Source organism: Maribacter sp. Hel_I_7 (assembly GCF_000688315.1).
GTDB classification, from domain to species: Bacteria; Bacteroidota; Bacteroidia; order Flavobacteriales; family Flavobacteriaceae; genus Maribacter; species Maribacter stanieri.
This window is the reverse complement of the sequence record NZ_JHZW01000003.1, coordinates 2067725-2091599: the sequence shown is the minus strand read 5'-3', so window position 1 is coordinate 2091599 and position 23875 is coordinate 2067725. Positions and strand designations below refer to the sequence as shown.

General features: G+C 33.6%; 22 protein-coding genes. 19 read left to right on the top strand and 3 right to left on the bottom strand.

The window, feature by feature from the left end:
* Positions 1-72: 72 nt before the first annotated feature.
* The 6 genes from P178_RS0120750 to P178_RS0120725 all read left to right on the top strand — a co-directional run bounded on the left by P178_RS0120750 (position 73) and on the right by P178_RS0120725 (position 7895).
* Complete coding sequence (locus tag P178_RS0120750; RefSeq protein WP_027068045.1) at positions 73-1392, top strand: hypothetical protein; 1320 nt, start codon at positions 73-75, stop codon at positions 1390-1392.
* 299 nt (positions 1393-1691) lie between these two features.
* Complete coding sequence (locus P178_RS0120745) at positions 1692-2519, top strand: prephenate dehydratase (protein ID WP_027068044.1); 828 nt, start codon at positions 1692-1694, stop codon at positions 2517-2519.
* Positions 2516-3664, top strand: coding sequence for a pyridoxal phosphate-dependent aminotransferase (locus P178_RS0120740; RefSeq protein ID WP_027068043.1), 1149 nt, complete (start codon positions 2516-2518; stop codon positions 3662-3664). The genes P178_RS0120745 and P178_RS0120740 overlap by 4 nt, the downstream gene beginning before the upstream one ends.
* Before the next feature lie 32 nt (positions 3665-3696).
* Positions 3697-4563: a prephenate dehydrogenase gene (locus tag P178_RS0120735; protein ID WP_027068042.1), complete on the top strand. Its 867-nt coding sequence runs from the start codon at positions 3697-3699 to the stop codon at positions 4561-4563.
* A gap of 5 nt (positions 4564-4568) precedes the next feature.
* Complete coding sequence (locus P178_RS0120730) at positions 4569-5651, top strand: bifunctional 3-deoxy-7-phosphoheptulonate synthase/chorismate mutase type II (protein WP_027068041.1); 1083 nt, start codon at positions 4569-4571, stop codon at positions 5649-5651.
* Positions 5652-5804: 153 nt separating this feature from the next.
* Positions 5805-7895, top strand: coding sequence for a DUF5723 family protein (locus tag P178_RS0120725; protein ID WP_027068040.1), 2091 nt, complete (start codon positions 5805-5807; stop codon positions 7893-7895).
* A 61-nt stretch (positions 7896-7956) separates the two neighbouring features.
* Here the strand turns inward: P178_RS0120725 and P178_RS0120720 are convergent, their stop codons facing one another.
* Positions 7957-8397 (bottom strand): hypothetical protein, encoded by a 441-nt coding sequence (locus P178_RS0120720; RefSeq protein ID WP_027068039.1) that lies wholly within the window; start codon positions 8395-8397, stop codon positions 7957-7959.
* A gap of 193 nt (positions 8398-8590) precedes the next feature.
* On the bottom strand, positions 8591-9403 hold the full coding sequence (locus P178_RS0120715) for a hypothetical protein (RefSeq protein ID WP_027068038.1): 813 nt from the start codon (positions 9401-9403) through the stop codon (positions 8591-8593).
* A gap of 107 nt (positions 9404-9510) precedes the next feature.
* Between P178_RS0120715 and rsgA the strand changes: the two genes are divergently transcribed.
* The 10 genes from rsgA to rlmN all read left to right on the top strand — a co-directional run bounded on the left by rsgA (position 9511) and on the right by rlmN (position 20835).
* Entirely contained in the window at positions 9511-10464 is a 954-nt protein-coding gene (rsgA, locus tag P178_RS0120710) for a ribosome small subunit-dependent GTPase A (protein WP_027068037.1), read from the top strand.
* Entirely contained in the window at positions 10461-10913 is a 453-nt protein-coding gene (gene dtd / locus P178_RS0120705; protein WP_027068036.1) for a D-aminoacyl-tRNA deacylase, read from the top strand. The genes rsgA and dtd overlap by 4 nt, the downstream gene beginning before the upstream one ends.
* Before the next feature lie 78 nt (positions 10914-10991).
* Positions 10992-12884: a DUF3857 domain-containing transglutaminase family protein gene (locus P178_RS0120700; RefSeq protein WP_027068035.1), complete on the top strand. Its 1893-nt coding sequence runs from the start codon at positions 10992-10994 to the stop codon at positions 12882-12884.
* A 5-nt stretch (positions 12885-12889) separates the two neighbouring features.
* Positions 12890-13276 (top strand): hypothetical protein, encoded by a 387-nt coding sequence (locus P178_RS22825; RefSeq protein ID WP_051638382.1) that lies wholly within the window; start codon positions 12890-12892, stop codon positions 13274-13276.
* Between the two features lie 38 nt (positions 13277-13314).
* Complete coding sequence (locus P178_RS22480; RefSeq protein WP_051638381.1) at positions 13315-14907, top strand: hypothetical protein; 1593 nt, start codon at positions 13315-13317, stop codon at positions 14905-14907.
* A gap of 72 nt (positions 14908-14979) precedes the next feature.
* Positions 14980-16956 (top strand): DUF3857 domain-containing protein, encoded by a 1977-nt coding sequence (locus P178_RS0120690; protein ID WP_027068034.1) that lies wholly within the window; start codon positions 14980-14982, stop codon positions 16954-16956.
* A gap of 8 nt (positions 16957-16964) precedes the next feature.
* Positions 16965-17291, top strand: coding sequence for a nucleotide pyrophosphohydrolase (locus P178_RS0120685; protein WP_027068033.1), 327 nt, complete (start codon positions 16965-16967; stop codon positions 17289-17291).
* Between the two features lie 37 nt (positions 17292-17328).
* Positions 17329-18558 carry a 3-phosphoshikimate 1-carboxyvinyltransferase gene (gene aroA / locus P178_RS0120680; protein WP_027068032.1) on the top strand — a complete coding sequence of 410 codons (1230 nt, stop codon included), beginning with the start codon at positions 17329-17331 and terminating at the stop codon, positions 18556-18558.
* Positions 18559-18637: 79 nt separating this feature from the next.
* Positions 18638-19687 carry a tRNA preQ1(34) S-adenosylmethionine ribosyltransferase-isomerase QueA gene (gene queA, locus P178_RS0120675; protein WP_027068031.1) on the top strand — a complete coding sequence of 350 codons (1050 nt, stop codon included), beginning with the start codon at positions 18638-18640 and terminating at the stop codon, positions 19685-19687.
* A gap of 104 nt (positions 19688-19791) precedes the next feature.
* Positions 19792-20835, top strand: coding sequence for a 23S rRNA (adenine(2503)-C(2))-methyltransferase RlmN (gene rlmN, locus P178_RS0120670; protein ID WP_027068030.1), 1044 nt, complete (start codon positions 19792-19794; stop codon positions 20833-20835).
* A gap of 197 nt (positions 20836-21032) precedes the next feature.
* On the opposite strand, the gene P178_RS23330 is transcribed toward rlmN, so the two are convergent.
* Positions 21033-21266 (bottom strand): phosphotransferase, encoded by a 234-nt coding sequence (locus P178_RS23330; RefSeq protein ID WP_155941678.1) that lies wholly within the window; start codon positions 21264-21266, stop codon positions 21033-21035.
* Between the two features lie 110 nt (positions 21267-21376).
* Here P178_RS23330 and P178_RS0120660 point away from each other — a divergent pair, with 110 nt between their 5' ends.
* From P178_RS0120660 to P178_RS0120650, 3 genes are all read left to right on the top strand, one after another.
* A complete protein-coding gene (locus P178_RS0120660) occupies positions 21377-22354 on the top strand; it encodes a polyprenyl synthetase family protein (protein ID WP_027068029.1) in 978 nt (325 codons plus the stop codon).
* Positions 22355-22488: 134 nt separating this feature from the next.
* Positions 22489-23049 (top strand): RNA polymerase sigma factor, encoded by a 561-nt coding sequence (locus tag P178_RS0120655; protein ID WP_027068028.1) that lies wholly within the window; start codon positions 22489-22491, stop codon positions 23047-23049.
* Positions 23039-23791: a hypothetical protein gene (locus tag P178_RS0120650; RefSeq protein WP_027068027.1), complete on the top strand. Its 753-nt coding sequence runs from the start codon at positions 23039-23041 to the stop codon at positions 23789-23791. Before P178_RS0120655 ends, P178_RS0120650 begins: the two co-directional genes overlap by 11 nt.
* The last annotated feature ends 84 nt before the right edge of the window (positions 23792-23875 follow it).

Genomic DNA, 23875 nt, shown 5'->3' with positions numbered 1-23875 from the left:
TATCTAATTATTTTTTTAGTTTTAAAGAAAGGGTATATTAGTCTCACTAACCATGGAAATTGTTAATACAGAATGAGCTTACCACCAGAAACCACCTCAGTTGTAGAAAATAAAAAGAATATTAAATGGCTCCAACGATTAAAGGAAGAGAGTTGGGAAGCAGAGTTATTAGTTTCTGCAATTGCCATTTTTGGTACGTTTCAATTATTTGGGTTAATAGAATGGGCTACAAACAAATACATTGATTTATTACCTGTTGAACAATACATTTATGGGTATATGATTGTTTTTTTAGGTTTGCTAGCTATTAGCATACTGGTATCTATGTTTGTAATTCATTTTGTTTTACGAGCGTATTGGATCGGATTGGTGGGGTTAAACTCCGTTTTTCCAGATTATAGTATTGAGGATAGTGTATACTCTAGAATTTATACAGAGAAGATTTTAGCTATACTGCCAAAGCAAGAAGATACTATTCGGAAAGTAGATGATTTATGTAGCGTAATTTTTTCTTCGGCATTTACTATTCTATTGATTTACACATATATGTCTTTATTTTTAAGTATTTACATGCTTATTTACAATATGTTATTAGACTATATCCCGAGTTATATACTGTTAATTCCTTTATTTATAATCTTAAGTCTTCTAGTGTTACAAATGATTTTTAGTGTCATTGGAAATTTAAAAAAGTATAAAAATAATGTACGGGTACAAACATGGATGTTTAAATTGGTTAGATTGACATCAATGGTAACCTATGGTCCTCTTTACCGTAATTTACTTCAGGTATCAATGGTTTTTGGATCGAATTTTAAAAAGAAAAAGTCGCTAGTATATCTCGTGCTAGCGTTTTTTGCATCCGGTATATTTTTGACGTTAGTGAAGTTTCAAGATACCAATATTCCTCATTTGATTTTACCAAAAAATCATGATGTAAATCTAATGTACTTGAGTTATTATAGTGATCAAAACTCTGATGAATCATTTTTGCTAACTCCTCAAATACAATCTGATATTATAGTGGGTGAGACTGTAAAGTTGTTTATTCCTATATTTCATCATGAACGTAATTATCAAGCTGAGACATGTGGGGAATATCAGGAAGACGATAGTTTGTCCAGTGAAGAGGAAAGAGTTAAATCTAGAAAGTTTTATCTAGACTGTTATGAAAAATATCATAAGGTTACCCTCAATGGTACTTTATTAAATATTAATTTTCTAAAGAAAGACCATGCGGTTTCAGAGCAGTTTGGTATCGTAGGTTTTATAGATAAGGAGTTGTTGAAAAAAGGCAATAATACCTTGGTAGTCACTAAAACTTTGGGTGTTGTAAAAAAATTTACATGGTCTATTCCCTTTTATTATCAGCCAAATACGTTACAAAATTAGTAGTTATTGATTTTGCACTATTGAAAAATTCACTGAACATTTAACACAAAACCATTACATTTTGAGAAAGAAATTGATTTTTTCAAAAAAATAAAATGGAAAACAACCATTTTTAAATATAATTACTACATTAGCCAAAGTTTACAAGGACAATGACAAAACAATATTTCTGGAACGGTTTTTATTTTTACTTCTTTTTTAAGAGAGGTACGGGACTGTTCTAGCATATTTTAAATATAAAATAGAATTCAAGTTCCGATATATGTCGGAACTTTTTTTTTGAATAAAATTGAGCAAAAGTGAGTTTAAAAATAGCCATACAGGGAATTAAAGGTAGCAACCATCATCAAGTTGCAAAAGATTGTTTTGGTGATGATATTGAGTTAGTAGAATGTCTTTCTTTTGATGCCTTGGTAGACAAATTATTGTCTAAAGAAGCAGACCAAGGTGTAATGGCTATAGAGAACTCGATCGCAGGATCTATAATACCCAATTATGCATTGGTCAATCATAATGACTTGCACATAATTGGGGAGTATTATTTGAATATCCACCATAACTTAATGGTATTGAAAGGGCAGAAAATTGAGGATATTACAGAGGTAAGTTCTCACCCTATGGCGCTGTTACAATGTAAGGAATATTTCAGGCAATATCCGCACGTAAGATTGGTAGAAGATGTGGATACGGCAGAGACGGCAAAACGTATACAAGAGCAAAAATTAAAGCATGTGGCAGCTATTGCACCTAATGTAGCGGCAGAATTATATGGGTTGGACATCGTAGCGAACGACATACAGACGATACAAAATAACGCTACTCGTTTTATCATTGTAAAGACAAAAAATAATGTGTTGCCAGAAGCTGAAATTACAAAGGCTTCATTGCGGTTTATAACCGACCATAAACGGGGAAGTTTAGCTGCTGTGCTTAATGTTATGAGTGATTGCAGATTGAATTTGACTAAGATTCAGTCGTTACCGGTAATAGAAACACCATGGAAATATGCCTTTTTTGTTGATGTTACTTTTACGGAATATAAAGACTTTGTGAAAGCAAAAAGTCTTTTGGACATCATGGCAGAGGATTTTAAAGTTTTAGGTGAATATAAAAATGTAAGACAATGATACGTACGGCCGAAAGGTTAAATACCATACAGGAATACTACTTCTCAAAAAAATTAAGAGAGGTACGCGGCTTAATGGCACAGGGTAAACCTATCATAAATATGGGAATTGGAAGTCCAGATTTGGCTCCGTCTCAAGAAGTGTTAAATGCAATACGGGAAGCTGTACTGGAAAGTGGTGCGCATCAATATCAAAGTTACCAAGGGCTACCACAATTAAGAGCTGGTATAGCCAATTTTTATAACAATAAATTCAATGTAGCTGCAAACCCAGATACAGAAATTCTGCCTTTAATGGGGTCTAAGGAAGGTATCATGCATATTAGTCTTGCTTTTTTAAATGAGGGAGATGAAGTATTGATTCCTAACCCAGGTTATCCTACATATACATCGGTTACAAATTTGGTTGGCGCAGTGCCTAAATTTTACGATTTAACTGCAGATAACGGTTGGTTTCCAGATTTAGAAGCATTGGCAAAACAAGACTTGACTAAGGTCAAGATTATGTGGTTAAGTTACCCACATATGCCAACGGGCGCTACGGCAACTAAAGAACAATTTGTAAAGATTGTTGATTTTGCCAAAGAGCATAGCATTCTATTGGTGAATGACAATCCATATAGTTTTGTATTAAATGCAGAACCTGCAAGCATCTTAAGCATACCAAATGCAAAAGAAGTGTGCCTAGAATTAAATTCTTTGAGTAAAACTTTTAATATGGCTGGTTGGCGCGTAGGTTTTGTGTTAGGTAGTGAAGAGCACATTAATGCTATTTTGAAGGTGAAGAGTAATATGGATTCTGGAATGTTTTACGGAATTCAGAAAGGAGCAATTGCAGCACTCAACAGTAGTGATGATTGGTTTAAAGAACTAAATAAAGTATACGGCGATCGAAGAGAATTAATTTTTCAGCTGGCAGAAACACTTGGGTGTACTTTTGATAGAGATGCAGTAGGTATGTTCGTTTGGGCAAAATTACCTGAAGGCAGTGTGTCATCAGAAGAATTTATTGATGACATATTATATACAAAAGATTTGTTCATAACGCCAGGTACTATATTTGGTAGTAATGGTGAAGGTTATATTCGCTTTTCGCTATGTATTACTCAGGATAAAATAAAAGAAGCAATTAAAAGATTTGAATAATTAGATCAAACGACTAAAGCGTAGCTTTAAAAATGAATGTATTTGTAATTGGTATCGGTTTAATAGGAGGTTCTTTAGTAAAGGATATAAAGTCTGCTTTTGACAATGTAACTGTATATGGCATAGAATCTAATGAGGCAAATATAGCTGAGGCATTGACTTTGGGTATAATCGATCAGAAAGCGACCTATCAAGATTTACAATTGGCAGATATGGTCATTGTAAGTATACCTGTTGATGTTATGGTAACAGAGCTTCCTGCCATATTAGATGCTGTTAATGAAGATTGTGTAGTTTTTGATGTTGGATCGACCAAAGCACTAATTTGTAAAACTTTAGAGAATCATCCGAAGAGAAGAAATTTTTTAGCATGTCACCCAATTGCAGGAACAGAATTTTCAGGTCCGTCTGCGGCTATACATAATTTATTCAAGGACAAAACGAATATTATTTGTGAGGTGGAATTAACTGCATTTAAGCTTCAAGAAAAGGCATTAAAAGTTTTTCAGGCAGTAGGAATGAGAATTCGCTACATGAATCCGGTGGCACACGATAAGCATATTGCCTATGTGTCACATTTATCGCACATAAGTGCCTTTATGTTGGGTAAAACGGTAATAGAGAAAGAAAAGAACGAGCGCGATATTTTTGATATGGCGGGCAGTGGGTTTGAAAGTACGGTGCGTCTGGCAAAAAGTTCGCCAGCCATGTGGACACCAATTTTTAAACAGAATAAAGAGAATGTAGTAGAAACATTAGAAGAGTACATTCAAAATCTTACGGCATTTAAAGATTTGTTGCTGAAAGATGATTACGAGGGCATTTATAATGAAATGAATAATACGAATAAGATTAAAGGAATATTAAAAAAGAATACCGTTAAACAAGAAATAGAATAATTAAAATGGAAAATTCAAAACAAATGAGAACATGGTTGGATGACTTAAACCTAGACCATCCACTAGTAATAGCAGGGCCATGTAGTGCGGAAACAGAGGAACAAGTGTTAGGTATAGCACGCTCCTTAAAAGATACCGATGTAAATTATTACAGAGCCGGTATCTGGAAACCACGTACTCGCCCAGGAAATTTTGAAGGAGTAGGCGCTTTAGGTCTTAAATGGCTTCAGAAAGTTAAGGCTGAAACAGGTATGAAAACAGCAACAGAGGTTGCTAACCGTGCGCACGTTGAGTTGGCTTTAGAGCATGATATCGATTTGTTATGGATCGGAGCAAGATCAACTGTTAGTCCGTTTATTATGCAGGAATTGGCAGATGCACTAAAAGGTACCGATAAGATTGTATTGGTGAAAAATCCAGTAAATCCAGATTTAGCTTTGTGGTTAGGTGGTATCGAAAGATTGCACACTGCAGGTATCAAAAGATTAGGAGCAATTCATAGAGGATTTTCTACTTACGAAAAAACGAAGTATAGAAATATACCAGAATGGCAAATGGCTATTGATTTCAAAAACAAATTTCCAGATTTACCTTTAATAAACGATCCTTCGCATATTACCGGTAATCGTGATATGATTTTTGATGTTTCGCAAACTGCTTTAGATTTGAATTTTGACGGTTTAATGATTGAAACACATCATGATCCAGATAATGCTTGGAGTGATGCTGCACAACAGGTTACCCCAGATAAATTGGTACAGATTATGAGAGATCTTAAAATCAGAAAAGAAAGTGATCCAGAAGCAGAGTACAATTCTCAGTTGAGTAATTTAAGAGCTCAAATTGATGTTATTGACAGTCAGCTTATTGATACTTTAGGTAAAAGAATGAAAGTTTCTGACGGTATAGGTGAGCTTAAAAAGCAGAAAAACGTTGCCGTTCTTCAATCTAACAGATGGAATCAGATTTTAGGAGCTATGATTTTAGAAGGGGAAAGTAAAGGACTTAGTGAAGAGTTTATTCTTCGTATGTTCAAAGCTATTCACCAAGAATCTATAAATCATCAAGAGAAGATAGTAAACGCGTAAAATTTGCTCAATTTCATAAATATAAAACATCCGCATATTGCGGATGTTTTTTTGTGGCTAATTTAAAATTGTAAGAAAAGGTATACGTTTTAACAATATACGTAACGGTCATCCGTTAGGGGTTTATAAAATCATTTTAACCAAACCAAGAGTATGAAAAAAGTATTATTAGTAGGTATTATGTTGATTGCATCAATATCGGCAAAAGCACAATCCTATATAGGCTATTTGACCGATAACTATAGTGGTGTAAATAGTGTAATCTCTAACCCTGCGAATATAGCGGATTCTCGTTTTAAGACAGATATCAATTTAGTAGGTGCAAGTGCATTTTTAGCCAATGATTATATAGGAGTAGGTTTCTCTGAATTAGTTTCTAGTGATTTTGACTATGATACTGACGCCAATTTAATGCTTTCAAGCAATAATAACTTCTCGGGCAACGTAGATATATTAGGGCCATCCTTTATGTTTAACGTAGGTAGAACATCATCTATAGCCGTTTTTACAAGAGCAAGAAGTTTTGTTACAGGTAATGAATTTAACGGCGAAAGTATAGATGATCTTGATGACAGTATAGATGAGAGTCAAGATTTTATAGTAAACGAAGGAGATTTCTTTGCATCAGGACACGGTTGGGCAGAAGTAGGTCTTACCTATGCACAAGAGTTGATGAATAAAGAAGAACATTTCTTAAAAGGCGGTCTTTCTTTAAAGTATTTAAAAGGTTTTGGTAATGCATATGTTACAGGTAGAAATGTAACTATAGATTATGATGCCGACGGTGCAACATTGCCTGATAGCTCAACTATAGGAACTTTAGAATCTACAGGTGATTTAATTTATGGTCGTGCAGATGATTATGATGATGATAATTACGAGTATGAAGTACCAAATGCAAAAGGTTTTGGTGTCGATTTAGGTTTTGTATATGAATGGAGACCTAATTACGAAGACTATGTGGTTACAGGCGCAGACGGTGAAAAAACCGTTCTGAAGGACAAGAATAAATACAAGCTTAAACTAGGCTTGTCTCTTACTGATATTGGGTCGGTTAATTATAAGGGTAGTTTAATTGATAATTACAATATCAACAACACCATTACCCAAGATGATTATGACAATATTGAAGATTCTGATGATTTACAGAACCTATATACGTTTACACAAGCTACAGAAGATATGAAAGCTGGTTTACCAACTGCCCTTCATTTTAACGCAGATTGGAATATTAAGAACAATTTCTATTTAAATTTCAATACAGATTTATCAATGCGTTCTGCTGGTGAAAATGTTTTAAGAACAGCAAATGTGTTTTCATTGACGCCACGTTTTGAAAGCAAATGGTTCAGTTTCTATTTGCCGGTTAGCAGCTATCAATATAGCGGACTTCAAATAGGTGCAGGTTTACGTGCGGGTCCACTTTACATTGGTTCAGGTTCTCTAATATCTACATTTACTAAGAATGAGATTCAAGGAGCAGATGTGTATGCAGGTTTAAAAATACCGGTATATTATGGTCAGCCTAAAGATTCTGATGGTGATGGTATTCCTAATAAAGAGGATGGTTGTCCTAAAAAAGCAGGACCAATTGAAAATAATGGTTGCCCATGGGGTGATACTGATGGAGATTCTGTAATGGATAATGAAGATAAATGTCCAGAAGAAGCAGGTCTAGTAGAAAATAACGGATGCCCATGGGTAGATACTGATGGTGATACTATATTGGATAATGAAGATCAATGTCCAGATGAGGCAGGTCCGGTAGAGAATAATGGTTGTCCTTGGGCAGATTCTGATGGCGATTCAGTTATAGATAAAGATGATGAATGTCCTAATGAAATGGGTACGGTTGCAAACAACGGTTGTCCAGAGCCAGTAGTTACTGCTGAGGTTCAAAAGTCTTTGAACGAGTATGCAAAAACAATTTTGTTTACGACAGGAAAATCTACGCTTAAAGATGAATCTACACCAGTGTTGGTAGATATTATTGGGATATTGAATGAATACCCAAATGCTAACTTCACAATTGAAGGGCATACCGACAGTATAGGTTCTGAAGCTACCAATCAAAAATTATCAGAGAAAAGAGCACAAGCCGTATTGCAGTTTTTAATTACTGGTGGTATTTCACCATCAAGGTTAACTGCTATCGGTTATGGTGAAAGTAAGCCAATCGCTACCAACATGTACAAAGATGGTAGACAGAAAAATAGACGCGTTGAAATAAATTTAGCGCAATAGTCATAGAGTATATTTAATAAAAAAGCCCGGTCAATTGACCGGGCTTTTTTTATGTGTTCATTTATCTTTTAAAAATATAACGGGTAATAAAAATACCTGAAGAATCACCTTTACCACCGTCACTTTCAACAGCGCTAGTTACAAATGCGAGTTCCCATCCTTCGGCAACCATTGCATTTATCTTTGAAGTTATAACGGCATCATTGGCAGCTATATTCTGAAAACGGATGCCTCCAATATTGAAGAAATTTAAAAGTTTGGTTTCGTCAAAATCTCTTACCCTAATTTCATCTCTTTTAGATTTGTTACGGCTATTGTCATCTTCGGTTTGGGTTGTGGTAAATTCAGCATAATCCTTTTCTTCATTACCATCTATAATTCTAGAGCGTCCCATTCCACTTGATACGATAGATTCTACACTTGTAATAACTTTAAACTCTTGTGCGCTTAAACTTAGGGCGCCACTGAAAATTAATAGAAGACTAAAAATACTTTTTTTCATGATTTTGGTTTTTTAATAATTGGTCATCTTTTCGATGATTATGAATTACTAACACTTCAAAACATGTTTAATTGCATTTAAAAGCCTGAAATTTATTGTTATATAAATTTTGGGCTTGATAAGAATGAGTAAAAGAAATAAAAAAGACCCGATGTTTTTGGCATCGGGTCTTTATATAAAATATGTTGTTTTTCTATTGAATAGAGAAATCAAATACAGATTGATTCTCTCTACCTTGAGGTACTTGACCTTGGTAAATAAAGCAATATTCACCTGGCTCTAATGAATCAGGAGTAACTTTGAATTTATTTCCTTCAATTTCCTCTATAGCGAAGTTAAGGGCGTATTTTGGGTCTATACCACTACTACTAGTGATCCAGCTACTTTTACCTGTAATAACTTCTCTAAGATTCTTTTTCTCTTTTACGGTAAGTTTTACCAAAACAAACTCGTTAGGGTTACTTGCCATTCTAAACCACCAGTTAAAAATACCTGCATCGCTACCTTGGTTGTTTTGCATATTATCAACTTGAGTAACACTAGGGTCAAAAATAAAAGTAAATTCAGGTTGACTTTGACGAATAACGTTATTAGATTGTGTTTTTGGTAATTGTGCTTTTTGTTTAGCGTTGATTAGACCAGAAACCAATTTTTGTGCAACTTGGTTAGAGTTAGCTCCAGAAAATACACTTGGTTGAACTAATTTGTCTTCACCACTTGCATCGGTATAATAAATACCAGTTTTAGACATTGTGTTCTGTTTAGACTTATCCATAATTAAAGACAAAACTTCAGAAGAAACACCTGCATTTTTCATTGCACCTAAAGCAGTAATAGAAGCATCGAATTTTACATCCGAAGTGTTTATTTTATCAATAATCATATAATCGTCGAAACCAAGCTCGACCATTTGTACTACAGATTCGTTTGTAATTGTCTCCTGGGCTGCCCCAAAAGTAAACGCTGATAAGGTTAGCGTCAGCAATAAATTTTTAACGGATTTCATTTTCTTGATTTTGGTTATTTTTTAATGTTATAGTTCTAAATCCAAATTTATGTTAATTTTTATATTTAAAGCAGTTACTTTGTATAAAAGGAAGGTATTTTGGATAAATGGTAGGAATTGTATACAAATCTACGGGAAGTTGGTACACTGTTAAGGCAGATGATGGCGATTTTTATGAGTGTAGAATAAAAGGAAAGTTTAGAATAAAAGGTATAAAAAGTACAAATCCTATTGCGGTTGGGGACTATGTGCGTTTTGAAGTGGAGACTACTGGCGATGATACCTTTGGTATTATTAATGAAATAGAAGATCGTAAAAATTATATCATTCGTAAATCTGTTAACCTATCTAAGCAGACCCATATTATAGCGGCCAATTTAGACCAAGTATTTTTATTGGTAACATTAAACAATCCGCCAACCTATCCGGTTTTTATAGATCGATTTTTAATTACGGCCGAGGCATACGAAATTCCTGCGATTTTACTATTCAATAAAGTAGATACATATACGCCGGAAGAGTTAGATGAAATTAAATTCTTAGCGGCATTATATCGAAAAATAGGGTATACCTGTATTGGCATTTCGGCAGCGACAGGAAAAAATGTAGACAAGGTAAAAGAAATGATGGTAGGTAAGACCTCAATGTTTTCTGGACATTCGGGTGTTGGTAAGTCTACATTAGTAAATACTATTGAGCCTAATTTAGATATTAAAACAAAACAGATTTCTGAGCAACATTTACAAGGTCAGCATACGACTACGTTTGCAGAAATGTTCGATTTAAGTTTTGATGCCCGTATTATAGATACGCCTGGAATAAAAGGGTTTGGTATCGTTGATATGGAAAAAGAAGAAATTGGGAACTATTTTCCAGAGTTTTTTAAATTGAAACAAGAATGTAAGTTTAATAATTGTATTCATGTAGATGAGCCAAAATGTGCCGTTAAAGATGCTTTAGAAACAGGTGATATAGCTTGGAGCAGGTACAATAGTTACCTGCAAATGATAAAGGGCGAAGATGAGCATTACAGAGTAGATATACATGATGATAAGAAATGAGAGCAGTATTACAACGTGCATCAAAAGCCAGTGTAACGGTTAATGGAGAAAAGATAAGCGCCATTGAAGAAGGTGTTTTAATACTTATCGGAATTGAAAATTTAGATACTCAAGAAGATATAGATTGGCTCACGAATAAAATAGTCAATCTCCGTATTTTTAATGATGAAGAAGGGGTAATGAACAATTCTCTACTAGAAACAAACGGAGATGCTATTGTGGTAAGTCAGTTTACCTTGCATGCAAGTACAAAAAAAGGAAATCGCCCATCTTATATAAAAGCAGCAAGACCAGAAGTAGCTATTCCACTCTACGAAGCATTTATTGCTACCATAGAATCTAAATTGGATAAAAAAGTTGGTACAGGTGTATTTGGAGCAGATATGAAAGTTGAGTTACTGAATGATGGTCCTGTTACAATTTTGATAGATACTAAAGATAAAACTTAGGGTTCAATAATTTTTCTGTATTTTTTGTAAGAAATATACTGTTTTTGTCGTTAAGATAGAAACCAGCTTACCAAACTTATGCGCTTATCTTTTTTTCTGTTCTTCTTCGCGATAACTCATATCGCGATTGCCCAAGAATACAGTTTTTCTAAAATAGAACCCTCCTTTTTAAAAAATTCAGATGCTGTTGTTCGTTTAGATGAAAGTACTGTTTTAGTTAAATCTTCTGATTTTATGGAAGTTACATCTAAAAGAGTGGTCACCGTATTAAATGAAAGTGGTTCTAAGCATGTAAATGCCAAAGTGTTTTATGACAACGAGACCTCGATAAAGGATCTTGAAGCCATAATACTTGATGCTAATGGCAAAGAAATAGAAATGTTTAAAGAAAAGGATTTCATTGACCAAACTGCTACTGGTGAAGGAACTTTGTATTCTGATTCTAGAGTAAAATATCTCAGATACACACCTACTAAATATCCTTACACAGTTGTTTTAACCGAAAAGCATACAACATCTGATACAGCGTTTATGCCACGTTGGTTTTTTATGGATGGTTATAGACTAAGTGTTGAAAAAAGTGAATTCAATTTGAATTTGCCTTCAACAATTAAATATAGATATAAGGAAAATAATCTTGCAGATTATAATGTGATACGTTCAGAAATAGAATCTGGCGTAAATTATACAGCGGTAAATTTAAAAGCATTAGAGTCAGAAGATTTTGATCCTGAGTTTATAGAATTTGCACCTAATGTACAATTCGCACTTGAAGATTTTCATTTAAAAGGGGTAGAGGGTCATGCAACTTCATGGAAAGAATTTGGAGGTTGGATATACAATTCTCTATTAAAGGGGCGAGGGGAACTTAACGCTTCAACCATTCAAAAAGTACAGACTTTAGTTAGGGGAATAGAGGACCCAAAAGAAAAGATAAAAATAGTATATCAATTTGTTCAGGATAACACCAGGTATATCAGTGTACAAATGGGTATAGGTGGATGGGAGCCAATAAGCGCTATTGAAGTAGATAGAGTCAAGTATGGTGATTGTAAAGGTCTTACTAATTATACAATGGCTTTGCTGAAAGCAGTTGGTATAGAGTCATATTATACTATTGTTTCGGCAGGTCCAAATATGCGAAGTTTAGATTTTGACTTTCCGTCTTTACAAGGTAATCATGCTTTTTTGAACGTACCATTGGTCGATGAGGAAATTTGGTTAGAATGTACCAGTCAAGTAGTACCTGCAAATTTTTCAGGAACATTTACAGATAATAGGTATGTATTAAAAGTGGGTCCTGATGGTGGTGAAATGGTAAAGTCTAGGCAGTATACATCTGAACAAAGTAAACAGATGACTACGGCAAATATAATAATAGGAGAAAGTGAGATTAATGCGCAGTTAAAGATAAAAAGTACTGGTATACAGTACAATCAAAAATATGGCTTGTCGAATGATAGTAAAGAAGATGTGGAGAAGTACTACAAACGTCATTGGGATTACATAAATGATGTACATATTCTAAACCATGATATAGTAAATGACAAGGATAATATTGAAACAATCGAGAACATAGATATAAAAACATCTGGATATCTGTCAAAAGCAGGTGACCGCCTTCTTTTTGCTCCAAACATGTTGAATAGAAAAGAATATGTGCCCAAAAGGGATAAAGAGAGAAACCGAGATATAGTTATTAATAGAGGGTATTTAGATGAAGATGAATTTATAATAGAAATACCAAATGGTTATGAAATAGAATCTTCATTAAAGCCAGTAAAATTAAAAAATGATTTTGGTGAATTTGAAGTCAATGTAGAACAATTATCAGAATCTACATTACATTTCAAAAGGAGATTATTAATGAAGCCTGGTAAATTCTCAAAAACCAGTTATAATGATTATCGAGATTTTAGAAAGACCATTTCTAGAGTAGACGCATCAAAAATTGTACTTATTAAAATATAAAATTAATGAAATTATTTTTTTCAATCACCTTAGCTTTTATTTCATTTTCAATAAATGCACAATCTAGTGCCGTAAAGTTTGGAAAGGTTTCAATGGAGCAAGTTGCTCAGAAACTACATGCTATTGATAGTGATTCAGAGGCAGCAATATTATATAAAAAAGAAAGACTTTTTTACAATTATTCTTCTGGCAAAGGATTTAATACAACCAGAGAAGTCCATCTAAGAATTAAAATTTATAACAAGGCTGGTTTAGATTGGGCTACTAAAGTAGTATCCTTATATACCTCTAATTCTGGGGAACAAAAAATATATAATATTAAAGGGTTTACATATAATCTTGTTAATGGTAAAATAGAAGAAAGTAAGCTTAAAAAAGAAGGGATTTTTTAGAAAATGTAAGTAAATATCGCAACAGTGTTTCTATCACTATGCCGAATGTGAAGGTGGGTAGTGTAATGGATATAAGATATGACATTAGTTCTGATATGGTAGGTTATATGGATGATTTTACTTTACAATACGGTATACCTTTAGATTATGTAGAATTAAGCGTAGAGGTGCCAGAGTATTTTAATTTTAAAAGATTTACAAAAGGTTTTTATCCTATATCATTAAAAGAATCTCAAAAGAATCGAAAAATCAATTATAATTATAAAACAAAAAGAGACGATAGTTTTGGGTCTGTTGGGTCAAAATCAACAAACCAGTTGGCTGAACTTGAATTTTTTGAGAAGCATTATGAAATCAACGCAGAAAATATACCTGCTCTAAAAGAGGTTGATTACACTAATAATATTGAGAATTATAGAAGTGCAATTGTATTTGAACTAGAGTCAACAAAATTTCCAAACGCTGGTTTTAAAATATATAGTAAGTCTTGGGAAGATGTTGCAAATACAATTTATAAGTACGATGATTTTGGGGAACAAGTTAGTAAGAATAGATTTTATAGAAATGACTTAGACGTGCTTATAGCGGAAAATAAAGATGCTAAATTGTTGATATCTGAGATTTATAAATATGTTCAGAATAGAATGAGTTGGAATGATTATTATGGTGTGGGTTGTAGTGTTGGTGTAAAGAAAGCATATGAGGAGAAAAGGGGTAACGTTGCAGAAATAAATTTAATGCTAACATCTATGTTGCGATACGCGGGTATAAAAGCTAACCCTGTTTTAGTAAGTACAAAATCTAATGGTATTCCTATTTTTCCTACCACCAGTGGTTTTAATTATGTTATAGCCGCCATAGAAAATGGTGAAGATTTTATTGTATTAGATGCTACTGAAAAAATGTTGGCAGTAAACGAGTTGCCAAGTCGAGCTATGAATTGGATGGGTCGATTAGTTAGAGAAGATGGTACTTCAAAAGAAGTTTCATTAGCGGCTAAATCTATTTCTAATAAATTTGTTTTTATGCAAGCCAACATAAAGGAAGATGGCTTGATTGAAGGGGAAATGAAAATTCGTTTAAGTAATCATTTAGCTTTCGAGCATAGAATGGATAATCATGATAAAACCGAAGAGGAAATTTTTAATAATTCTTCATTATACCAAAATATAGAAGTAGATGATTTTGAGCTAAAAAATGGCAAAGCTCCAGATCAGCCTTTAGAGTATTCTTTGTCGTTTATTAATGATGAACAAATAGAGGTAATTGATGACAAATTATATTTCAATCCATTATTATTTTTAAGCTTAAATGAAAATCCTTTTAAATTAGATTCAAGAGAATACCCTATCGATTTTAATTATCCTTCTTCCAGTAAGGTGAGCATAACTTACACCATCCCTGATGGTTATAAGGTAGAATCTTTGCCAGAGAAAATAACAATAGGGCTACCTGATAAAATTGGCACTTTTAACTTCGCTATTAAACAAAATGGAAATCTATTACAGGTTGTTAGCACCACAAAGATTCAAGAAGCATTAATACCTGCTTTTTATTATGAATCTTTAAAGGAGTTTTATAATCAAATGGTACTGAAACAGACAGAAAAAATTGTTTTGTCAAGAGTATAAATGTTGTAGAGATTAACTTAAATAGTATTTAAGTAAGTGTTTGTTAATTTGTATTTTAAATAAGAAATAATAATGTTCAATACCATTAGAAAAAAATATTATTTGATTTTTATATTGTGTACTTTATCTCTTGTTGCTCAAGAAAAACCAGAATTTGGTACTATCTCACAATCGGAAAGTTCATTTACTTCTTATGATAAAGATAAAGAAGCAACAGCTGTTTATTTGTCTGAATACGGACACAATTATTTTGATGTAAGAGATAATTACATTTGGCTGATTACCAAATACCACGCTAAAGTGAAGATTTTAAACAAAGATGGTTTTAAACATGCGGATATAGAAATACCATTATATCATTCAAAAAAAAATAAGGAAAAAATAGTAAAAATTAAGGCTGTCACACACAATAATGGCATGCGTATACCCGTCAAAACTACAGAATTTTATGAGGAAGAAATAAATGAAAAATGGACTCAATTAAAATTTACATTTCCAAATGTACAAGAAGGGGTAATAGTGGAGTATGAATATGAAATGCAGTCACCTTTTCATTTTAATTTTCAGGGTTGGGAGTTTCAGACCGATATTCCTAAGTTATATTCTGAATTTTATGCTGAAATACCGGGTAATTGGCTGTATAACAGAAGTATTATAGGGTCTTTGAAACTTTCTGTGGATGAATCTAGAATAATAAGTTCTTGTTTTAAGTTTCCAGGATTAGAGCAAGATAGTGATTGTGAAGCGCTAAGATATGCCATGAAAGATATACCCGCCTTCAAGGATTCAGAAAAGTACATGCTTTCGGCAAATAATTACAGATCTAGAATTGAGTTTGAACTTTCTGAGTATAAAAGTTTTTATGGAGGCACAGATAAATATACGAAAACATGGAAAGCAGTAGATAGGGAATTTAAAACAGATGGAGATTTAGGTGTTCAGCTTAAAAAGAAAAATTTTTTTTCAAAAAGTGTTGATCCGGGTCTTTTGACTCAAGGTGATGATTTGACCAAGGCAAAGAATATTTATGAGTTTGTCAAAAATCATTTTATATGGAATGAAGAGTATGGGGTATGGAATGACAATAAAGTGAAAAATGCTTTTGATCAGAAAAAAGGTAGTGCCGCTGAAATTAATATCTCATTGATCAATTTACTAAATGCTGCGGGTTTAAATGTTAATATGATGTTATTGGCAACAAGAAACAAGGGTCTACCTAAGAAAACTCATCCCGTAATGAGTGATTTCAATTATCTAATAGCAAAAGTAGATATTGGTGAAAAAGCCTACTTATTAGACGCAACTAATAAATATATGCCTTTTGGAATGTTACCTTATCATAGCTTAAATTATTATGGTCGTGTTATGGATTTTGATAATGATAGTTATTGGTTTGATATTGTGCCAGAAAAGTCAAATGCCATCATGTTGCGTGCTCAAATGACAATCGATGCAAGCGAAAAAAAATTAACTGGAGTATTTGACCTTATAAATACAGGATATAAAAAAGTTGCTCAAGATGAAGTGTTGTCAACAACAAAAGAAGATAGTTATATTGAAAGATTAGAAGAAGAAATTTCAGATGATTTTCATATTATGTCTCATGAAAAAAAACTCAAATATTCTGATGAAAATAATTTGACAGAAAGATTCAATTTTGAAATGGAAAACTTGTTTCAAGGGGATAATATTTACTTAAATCCATTTGTGCTTAAATTTTTTGATAACAATCCGTTTACAGCTTCAGAAAGAACTTATCCGATTGATTTTGGTTATCCAATGAGATATCAGTACGTTTTAAATGTTAAAATACCGGATGGGTATATTGTAAAGTCGATACCTGAAAATAAGAACTTTTCCTTACCAGATAATGGTGGCGTATTAAAACTAAATGTATCTGATAATAACAGTGGTGCCCTTAATTTATTTTTTACTTTTGATTTGAATTCTGCACATTATAATAATGGTTATTATGAGGGTTTGAAACAACTTTTTAGTGAAGCTGTAAAAAGTCAGAGTCAATCTTTAATTGTTTTTGAAAAAATTTAAAGTACAATATGAACATTGAAAACGCACAACTAGAAGTAGATAATTGGATTAAGAAACATGGTGTTCGCTATTTTAATGAGCTGACCAATATGGCGCAGCTAACGGAAGAGGTAGGAGAGGTAGCGAGAATTATTGCCAGACGCTACGGTGAGCAGAGTGAAAAAGAGTCAGATAAGAATAAAGATTTAGGCGAGGAGTTGGCAGATGTAATGTTCGTTGTACTATGTTTGGCAAATCAGACGGGTATCGATTTGCAACAAGCTTTCGATAAAAAGTTAGATTTGAAAACAAAGCGTGATCATGACCGTCATCACAACAATAAAAAGTTGAAATAGGCGTATATTTGTCGCTTGATTTTTAAAACGATACGCATTGAAACTTCACCTAACCGGCCCAGCAAACAATCAGCTAAACAATACAATTACTATAACAGGTTCTAAAAGTGAATCTAACCGTAGTCTGTTATTGGCTGCATTATTTCCAGATATCAAAATTGAGAATATTTCAAACTCTGACGATGCCCAGGTTATGGCAAAAGGGTTGAAGATTTCAGATGGCACGGTAGATATACATCATGCAGGTACGGCTATGCGTTTCTTAACAGGGTACTTCTCTTCACAAGAAGGAAAAGAAGTAATTTTAACCGGGTCTAAAAGAATGACCGAAAGACCTATTAAAATTCTTGTTGATGCTTTAAAATCACTAGGAGCAGAAATCTCTTATGTACAAGAAGATGGTTATCCTCCAATAAAAATAAAAGGACAAAAAATAGTTAAAGATAAAGTGAGCTTGCCTGCAAATGTGAGTAGTCAGTACATTTCTTCACTACTATTAATTGCCCCAAGTTTAGAAAACGGACTAGAATTAGAGTTGGTCGGTAAGATTACTTCGGTACCTTATATTAAAATGACGCTAGCGTTATTGGAAGAAATTGGTGTAGAAACTTCTTTTGAAGGAAATATAATTAAAGTTTCTGCTAAAGATAAAGTTGCGCCTACAACCTTAGTAGTAGAATCTGATTGGAGTTCGGCATCTTACTTTTATGGTATTTGTGCACTTGCCGCTCCTGGAACAGAAATCACCTTATCTGCGTATAAGCAGAAGAGTCTTCAGGGAGATAGTGTCTTGGCAGATATTTATACTTCATTTGGAGTAGAAACTACTTTTGGTGAGAATAAGGTTACTTTGAGAAAGACCGATAAGAAAGTATTGGCAGAAAATGATTTTGATTTGGCGAATGCTCCGGACATAGCGCAAACAATAGCGGTAACTTGCTTTGGGTTAGGTGTGGGTTGTCATTTAATTGGGTTGCATACGTTGAAAATAAAAGAAACTGATCGTCTAGAAGCGTTACATACAGAACTTTCTAAACTGGGAGCTGATATTTCTGTAACGGATAAAACACTTACCATAATTCCTTCTAAAACCATTATTCCAGAGGTAGCTATTGATACATATAATGATCACAGAATGGCTATGGCTTTTGCTCCTTTAGCAATGAAAACGACCATGTTTGTAAACGATGCAGAAGTGGTTTCTAAGTCTTATCCAGATTTCTGGAATGATCTAAAACAATTAGATTTCAGTATAAAAGAATTATAATTAGGGATTTACTTGACAAGGCCTATCTGCAGATTGTATATTTGCAGCCGCAATTTGCTACATTAAATATAACAGCTACATGAAATTATCAAATTTTAATTTTGAGCTTCCAAAAGAATTATTGGCGGAGCATCCTTCTGAAAATAGAGATGAGTCTAAATTAATGGTCATCCATAGAGATACCGGAAAGATTGAGCACAAGATGTTCAAAGACATGATCGACTATTTTGATGAAGGTGATGTTATGGTTCTTAACAATACCAAAGTTTTTCCTGCTCGTTTATACGGTAACAAGGAAAAAACTGGTGCGCGTATTGAAGTTTTTCTTTTGCGTGAATTGAATGAAGAACAACGTCTTTGGGATGTTCTTGTAGATCCAGCACGTAAAATACGTATTGGTAACAAGCTATATTTTGGTGATGATGAAACATTGGTAGCTGAAGTTATTGATAATACAACCTCTAGAGGTAGAACATTACGTTTCTTATATGATGGAGCTTATTTAGATTTCAGAAGAAAACTAAGAGAATTAGGAGAGACTCCATTACCTAAGTATATTAAGAGAGAAGTTGAGCCAGAAGATGAAGGGCGTTACCAAACTATTTATGCAAAGCATGAAGGTGCGGTTGCTGCTCCAACAGCAGGTCTTCACTTTTCTAAGCACTTATTAAAGCGTTTAGAAATTAAAGGTGTTGATTTTGCAGAATTAACTTTACACGTTGGGTTAGGTACTTTTAACCCTGTAGAAGTTGAAGATTTATCTAAGCATAAAATGGATAGCGAAGAGCTCTTTATTGATGAAAAAGCAACTGATATCGTAAACAACGCTAAGTTGGAAAAGCGTCGTATATGTGCGGTTGGTACTACTGCAATGAGAGGATTGGAAAGTGCAGTTTCATCTAAGCATACATTAAATACATATGAAGGTTGGACAAACAAGTTCATTTTCCCTCCTTATGATTTTAGTATCGCTAATGCAATGATCACTAATTTCCACTTACCAAAATCTACATTATTGATGATGGTATCTGCATTTATGGGTCATGATTTAATGAACAAAGCATATAAAGAAGCAATATTGGAAAACTATAAGTTCTATTCTTATGGTGATGCCATGTTGATTATATAAGTTAAGAATACCTCCTTTTTTTAAAAGGAAAAATTGAAAATCCCGCTTTATCTGCAAATTGAGAAAGCGGGATTTTTATAATTAGTAATACCTACCTTTAAGTAATGGAAGAAATAAAGAAAAAAGATATCCGGGCATTAACGCGTGAGCAGCTTAGGGACTTTTTTGTTTCTAATGGAGACAAAGCTTTTAGAGGTAATCAAGTGTATGAATGGTTGTGGCAGAAAGCTGCCTATTCTTTTGATGTGATGACCAATTTATCTAAAGAAACTAGGGAAATGCTAGAAGCTAATTTCGTTATCAACCACATTAAGGTGGATCTAATGCAACGCAGTAGTGACGGTACCATTAAGAATGCCGTACGCTTGCATGACGATTTAATTGTAGAGTCGGTATTGATACCTACAAAGTCAAGAACAACAGCATGTGTATCTAGTCAGGTTGGGTGTAGTTTAGACTGTAGATTCTGTGCAACCTCTCGTTTAAAGCGTATGCGTAATTTGAATCCCGATGAAATTTATGATCAAGTAGTTGCTATAGACAATGAAAGCCGATTGTATTTCGAAAGACCATTGAGCAATATTGTTTTTATGGGTATGGGAGAGCCTTTAATGAACTATAACAATGTTCTAAAGGCAATTGATAAGATTACTTCTCCAGACGGTTTAGGAATGTCTCCAAAGCGAATTACCGTATCTACTTCAGGTGTACCTAAGTTGATTAAAAAAATGGCAGATGATGAAGTTAAGTTTAAGTTGGCGGTTTCATTACATTCTGCAATAGATGAGATACGTACGTCCATTATGCCTTTTAATGCAAAGTTTACTTTGAGCGATTTAAGAGAGTCGCTAGTGTATTGGTATGAAAAAACAAAAAGTAGAATTACCTACGAATATGTAGTGTGGGACGGTATAAACGATAGTCAAAAAGATGTAGACGCCTTGGTAGAATTCTGCCGCTTTGCACCATCTAAAGTAAATCTAATAGAATATAACCCTATTGATGATGGTGAGTTTAAACAAGCATCTAATGCAGCTATTGATCGTTACGTAAATACTTTGGAGAAAAATAATATTGTTGTAACCGTTCGTCGTTCTAGAGGAAAGGATATTGATGCCGCTTGTGGTCAGTTAGCGAATAAAAGTTAGAAGTATAAAGTAGTAAGTACGAGGTACAAAGTGAAAAGTACTAAGTATTGAGTACGAAGTCTAAAGTTAGAAGAGAGAAAATAGAGTATAGAAAATAGACTTGTTAGAAGATAAATTATTTAGCAAAGCTAAGCTTTAGAAATGGAAGGTATTAAGTAATACGAATTACTAGAGCAATTGCTAATATAATATCTTAGTTACTTAATACGAAAAACGCGAAGCGTTATAGCCAAAAGCCAAAAGCCAAAAGCCAAAAGCCAAAAGCCAAAAGCCAAAAGCCAAAAGCCAAAAGCCAAAAGCCAAAAGCCAAAAGCCAAAAGCCAAAAGCCAAAAGCCAAAAGCCAAAAGCCAAAAGCCAAAAGCCAAAAGCCAAAAGCCAAAAGCCAAAAGCATTCTTGAACTTGATTTTTGAGTTTGAACTTAAATTTCATTTTTACATCAACCAACAACCAACAACCAACAACCAAGTAATCATTATCTCCTCTCCGAGTACTGTTAACTGCTAGCTTTTACCTAATTTTAGCGTTCTAATTAAGAGCAACTGAAAATAGTAGCGCAAATAAAGGAACCTGTCTATCAGGAAATGGAGAAGTTTGAATCTAAGTTTAGAGATTCAATGACTTCTAAGGTTGCACTACTCAACAGAATAACCCATTACATCGTTAATCGCAAAGGGAAGCAGATGCGTCCTATGTTTGTATTTCTTACTGCAAAATTGCTGAATAATGGTGAGGTAAATGAGCGTACATATCGTGGTGCCTCGGTAATAGAGCTTATACATACCGCAACCTTGGTTCATGACGATGTGGTCGATGAAAGCAATAAACGCAGAGGATTCTTCTCTATTAATGCCCTTTGGAAAAATAAGATAGCTGTTTTAGTGGGCGATTATTTGCTCTCTAAAGGACTCTTGTTATCTATTGATAACGCAGATTTCGATTTGCTTAAAATAATCTCCGTAGCCGTTCGTGAAATGAGCGAAGGAGAATTATTACAAATAGAAAAAGCAAGGCGTTTAGATATTACCGAAGAGGTGTATTACGAAATCATAAGACAGAAAACTGCAACTCTTATAGCAGCATGCTGTTCATTAGGTGCATGTTCGGTAAAACCAGATAGTACAGATGTAGAAACATTCAGGAAGTTTGGCGAACTCTGTGGTATGGCATTTCAAATAAAAGATGACCTTTTTGATTACGGTGGTCAAAAAATAGGAAAGCCAACAGGTATAGATATTAAGGAGCAGAAAATGACGTTGCCGTTAATATACGCTTTAAACCACTGTTCCAAGAAAGAGAAAAGTTGGGCTATCAATTCTATTAAAAACCACAACAAAGATAAAAAACGCGTAAAGCAAGTTATTGCCTTTGTAAAAGAAAAGGGCGGACTCGATTATGCGGTTGGTCAAATGCTTCAATATAGGGATGAAGCTTTAGAACTACTAAGTACCTATCCAGAATCTGACTATAAAGCTGCTCTGGAATTGATGGTAAATTACGTGGTAGATCGTAAAAAATAATTTAATCTAAAAATTATTTAATTTTAAAGTACTGTAAAACAGTTATTTATAAATAAATTTTAAAATTTATTTATTTTCAGGCAACTATTATTAAAACAACTGCGTCTAGTATAATAGAAGACCAAACCAATATTTTGAAAATTATACCTTTTTATAAAAACGAAAACCAGCTCATTAAAAGAGCAATATCGGGAAGCCGAGATGCGCAAGAGCGTTTATATAAAAAGCATGCTCCAAAAATGCTAAGTGTCTGTAGACAATATATAAAAGACATTCATTTTGCCGAGGATGTAATGGTGCAAGGATTTCTGAAAATGTTCAATAAACTGGACACTTTTAAATTTGAAGGTAGTTTTGAAGGTTGGTTAAGAAGAATAATGATTAGGGAAAGTATCTCTTATTTAAGAAAGCAACAATTTGTTGTTTATGATGATGAGGTGTACGAAAAAAATCAGTCTGAAGAAATTTCGCAGAGTACAGATTTAGACATCGAACATATTCAGCTGTTAATAGATGCGCTACCGCAAGGATATAAAATGGTCTTTGTACTGTATACTGTAGAAGGGTACAAGCATAAAGAAATAGCAGAAATGCTTTCTATTACCGAGAGCACTTCAAAAACACAATTATTAAAAGCCCGAAAATTGCTACAAAATCAATTAAGGCAACAAAATATTATAGGGTATGGGAACTGATAAATTTGAGAAACATATAAAAGCCCAGTTCAAGGAAAGAGAAATTCAACCTTCAGAAAATGCTTGGGAAAAATTATCATCAGAATTAAATACTGATGACAGAAAAAAGAAACCTGTGTACTTATGGATGGGTATAGCTGCTAGTGTTATTGTTTTAATAGGAGTTACAATGTTCTTTTTTAACAGTGGAGATAAGGTTAACGAAACACAGTTTAAAGTTGTTGAAACCGATAGTAAAGAAGTATTGAAAGAGAATATACATACGGAAGAAGTACCGTTTGTAGAGAAAGAACAAGAAACTGTAGCTACAACTAGTGATTTAGAGAAAATTAATAACGTAGTAGAAAAGAAGCAAGAACCAATAAAAGAAATAGAGGTCATCAATACTACAAATGAAATTGAAATTGCATCTGTAGAACATATTGAGTCTGAAAAGATAGAGGATAAATTAGAAATTTCAGATGATATTATAAATACAAAAGTGGCAGGCATAGTTGCACAATTAAATGAGTTAGAACAGTATAGTGCTGTAACCGATGCGGAGGTAGACTCGTTATTGAAACGGGCACAGGACGAAATTTTAAGAGATAAAATTTTTAATACAAATAAATCTGTCGATGCAATGGCTTTGTTGACAGAGGTTGAGGGTGAACTTGATCAGTCATTCCGAGACCAAATATTTAATTCTTTAAAAGCCGGTTTTATCAAAGTGCGTACTGCCGTTGCAGACCGCAATAATTAATCAAACACCAATCGTTTTATTCTTCATCTCTATAAAATGCTATAGGGACAGGGATAGGAGTTTATTCATCAAAAAAAATCAAAA

Bases quoted from the DNA above. Each gene is read 5' to 3' on its own strand.
- P178_RS0120750 (WP_027068045.1), top strand. From the start codon at position 73: ATGAGCTTACCACCAGAAACCACCTCAGTTGTAGAAAATAAAAAGAAT.
- P178_RS0120740 (WP_027068043.1), top strand. From the start codon at position 2,516: ATGATACGTACGGCCGAAAGGTTAAATACCATACAGGAATACTACTTC.
- P178_RS0120735 (WP_027068042.1), top strand. From the start codon at position 3,697: ATGAATGTATTTGTAATTGGTATCGGTTTAATAGGAGGTTCTTTAGTA.
- P178_RS0120730 (WP_027068041.1), top strand. From the start codon at position 4,569: ATGGAAAATTCAAAACAAATGAGAACATGGTTGGATGACTTAAACCTA.
- P178_RS0120725 (WP_027068040.1), top strand. From the start codon at position 5,805: ATGAAAAAAGTATTATTAGTAGGTATTATGTTGATTGCATCAATATCG.
- P178_RS0120720 (WP_027068039.1), bottom strand. From the start codon at position 8,397: ATGAAAAAAAGTATTTTTAGTCTTCTATTAATTTTCAGTGGCGCCCTA.
- P178_RS0120715 (WP_027068038.1), bottom strand. From the start codon at position 9,403: ATGAAATCCGTTAAAAATTTATTGCTGACGCTAACCTTATCAGCGTTT.
- rsgA (WP_027068037.1), top strand. From the start codon at position 9,511: ATGGTAGGAATTGTATACAAATCTACGGGAAGTTGGTACACTGTTAAG.
- dtd (WP_027068036.1), top strand. From the start codon at position 10,461: ATGAGAGCAGTATTACAACGTGCATCAAAAGCCAGTGTAACGGTTAAT.
- P178_RS0120700 (WP_027068035.1), top strand. From the start codon at position 10,992: ATGCGCTTATCTTTTTTTCTGTTCTTCTTCGCGATAACTCATATCGCG.
- P178_RS22825 (WP_051638382.1), top strand. From the start codon at position 12,890: ATGAAATTATTTTTTTCAATCACCTTAGCTTTTATTTCATTTTCAATA.
- P178_RS22480 (WP_051638381.1), top strand. From the start codon at position 13,315: ATGCCGAATGTGAAGGTGGGTAGTGTAATGGATATAAGATATGACATT.
- P178_RS0120690 (WP_027068034.1), top strand. From the start codon at position 14,980: ATGTTCAATACCATTAGAAAAAAATATTATTTGATTTTTATATTGTGT.
- P178_RS0120685 (WP_027068033.1), top strand. From the start codon at position 16,965: ATGAACATTGAAAACGCACAACTAGAAGTAGATAATTGGATTAAGAAA.
- queA (WP_027068031.1), top strand. From the start codon at position 18,638: ATGAAATTATCAAATTTTAATTTTGAGCTTCCAAAAGAATTATTGGCG.
- rlmN (WP_027068030.1), top strand. From the start codon at position 19,792: ATGGAAGAAATAAAGAAAAAAGATATCCGGGCATTAACGCGTGAGCAG.
- P178_RS23330 (WP_155941678.1), bottom strand. From the start codon at position 21,266: ATGAAATTTAAGTTCAAACTCAAAAATCAAGTTCAAGAATGCTTTTGG.
- P178_RS0120650 (WP_027068027.1), top strand. From the start codon at position 23,039: ATGGGAACTGATAAATTTGAGAAACATATAAAAGCCCAGTTCAAGGAA.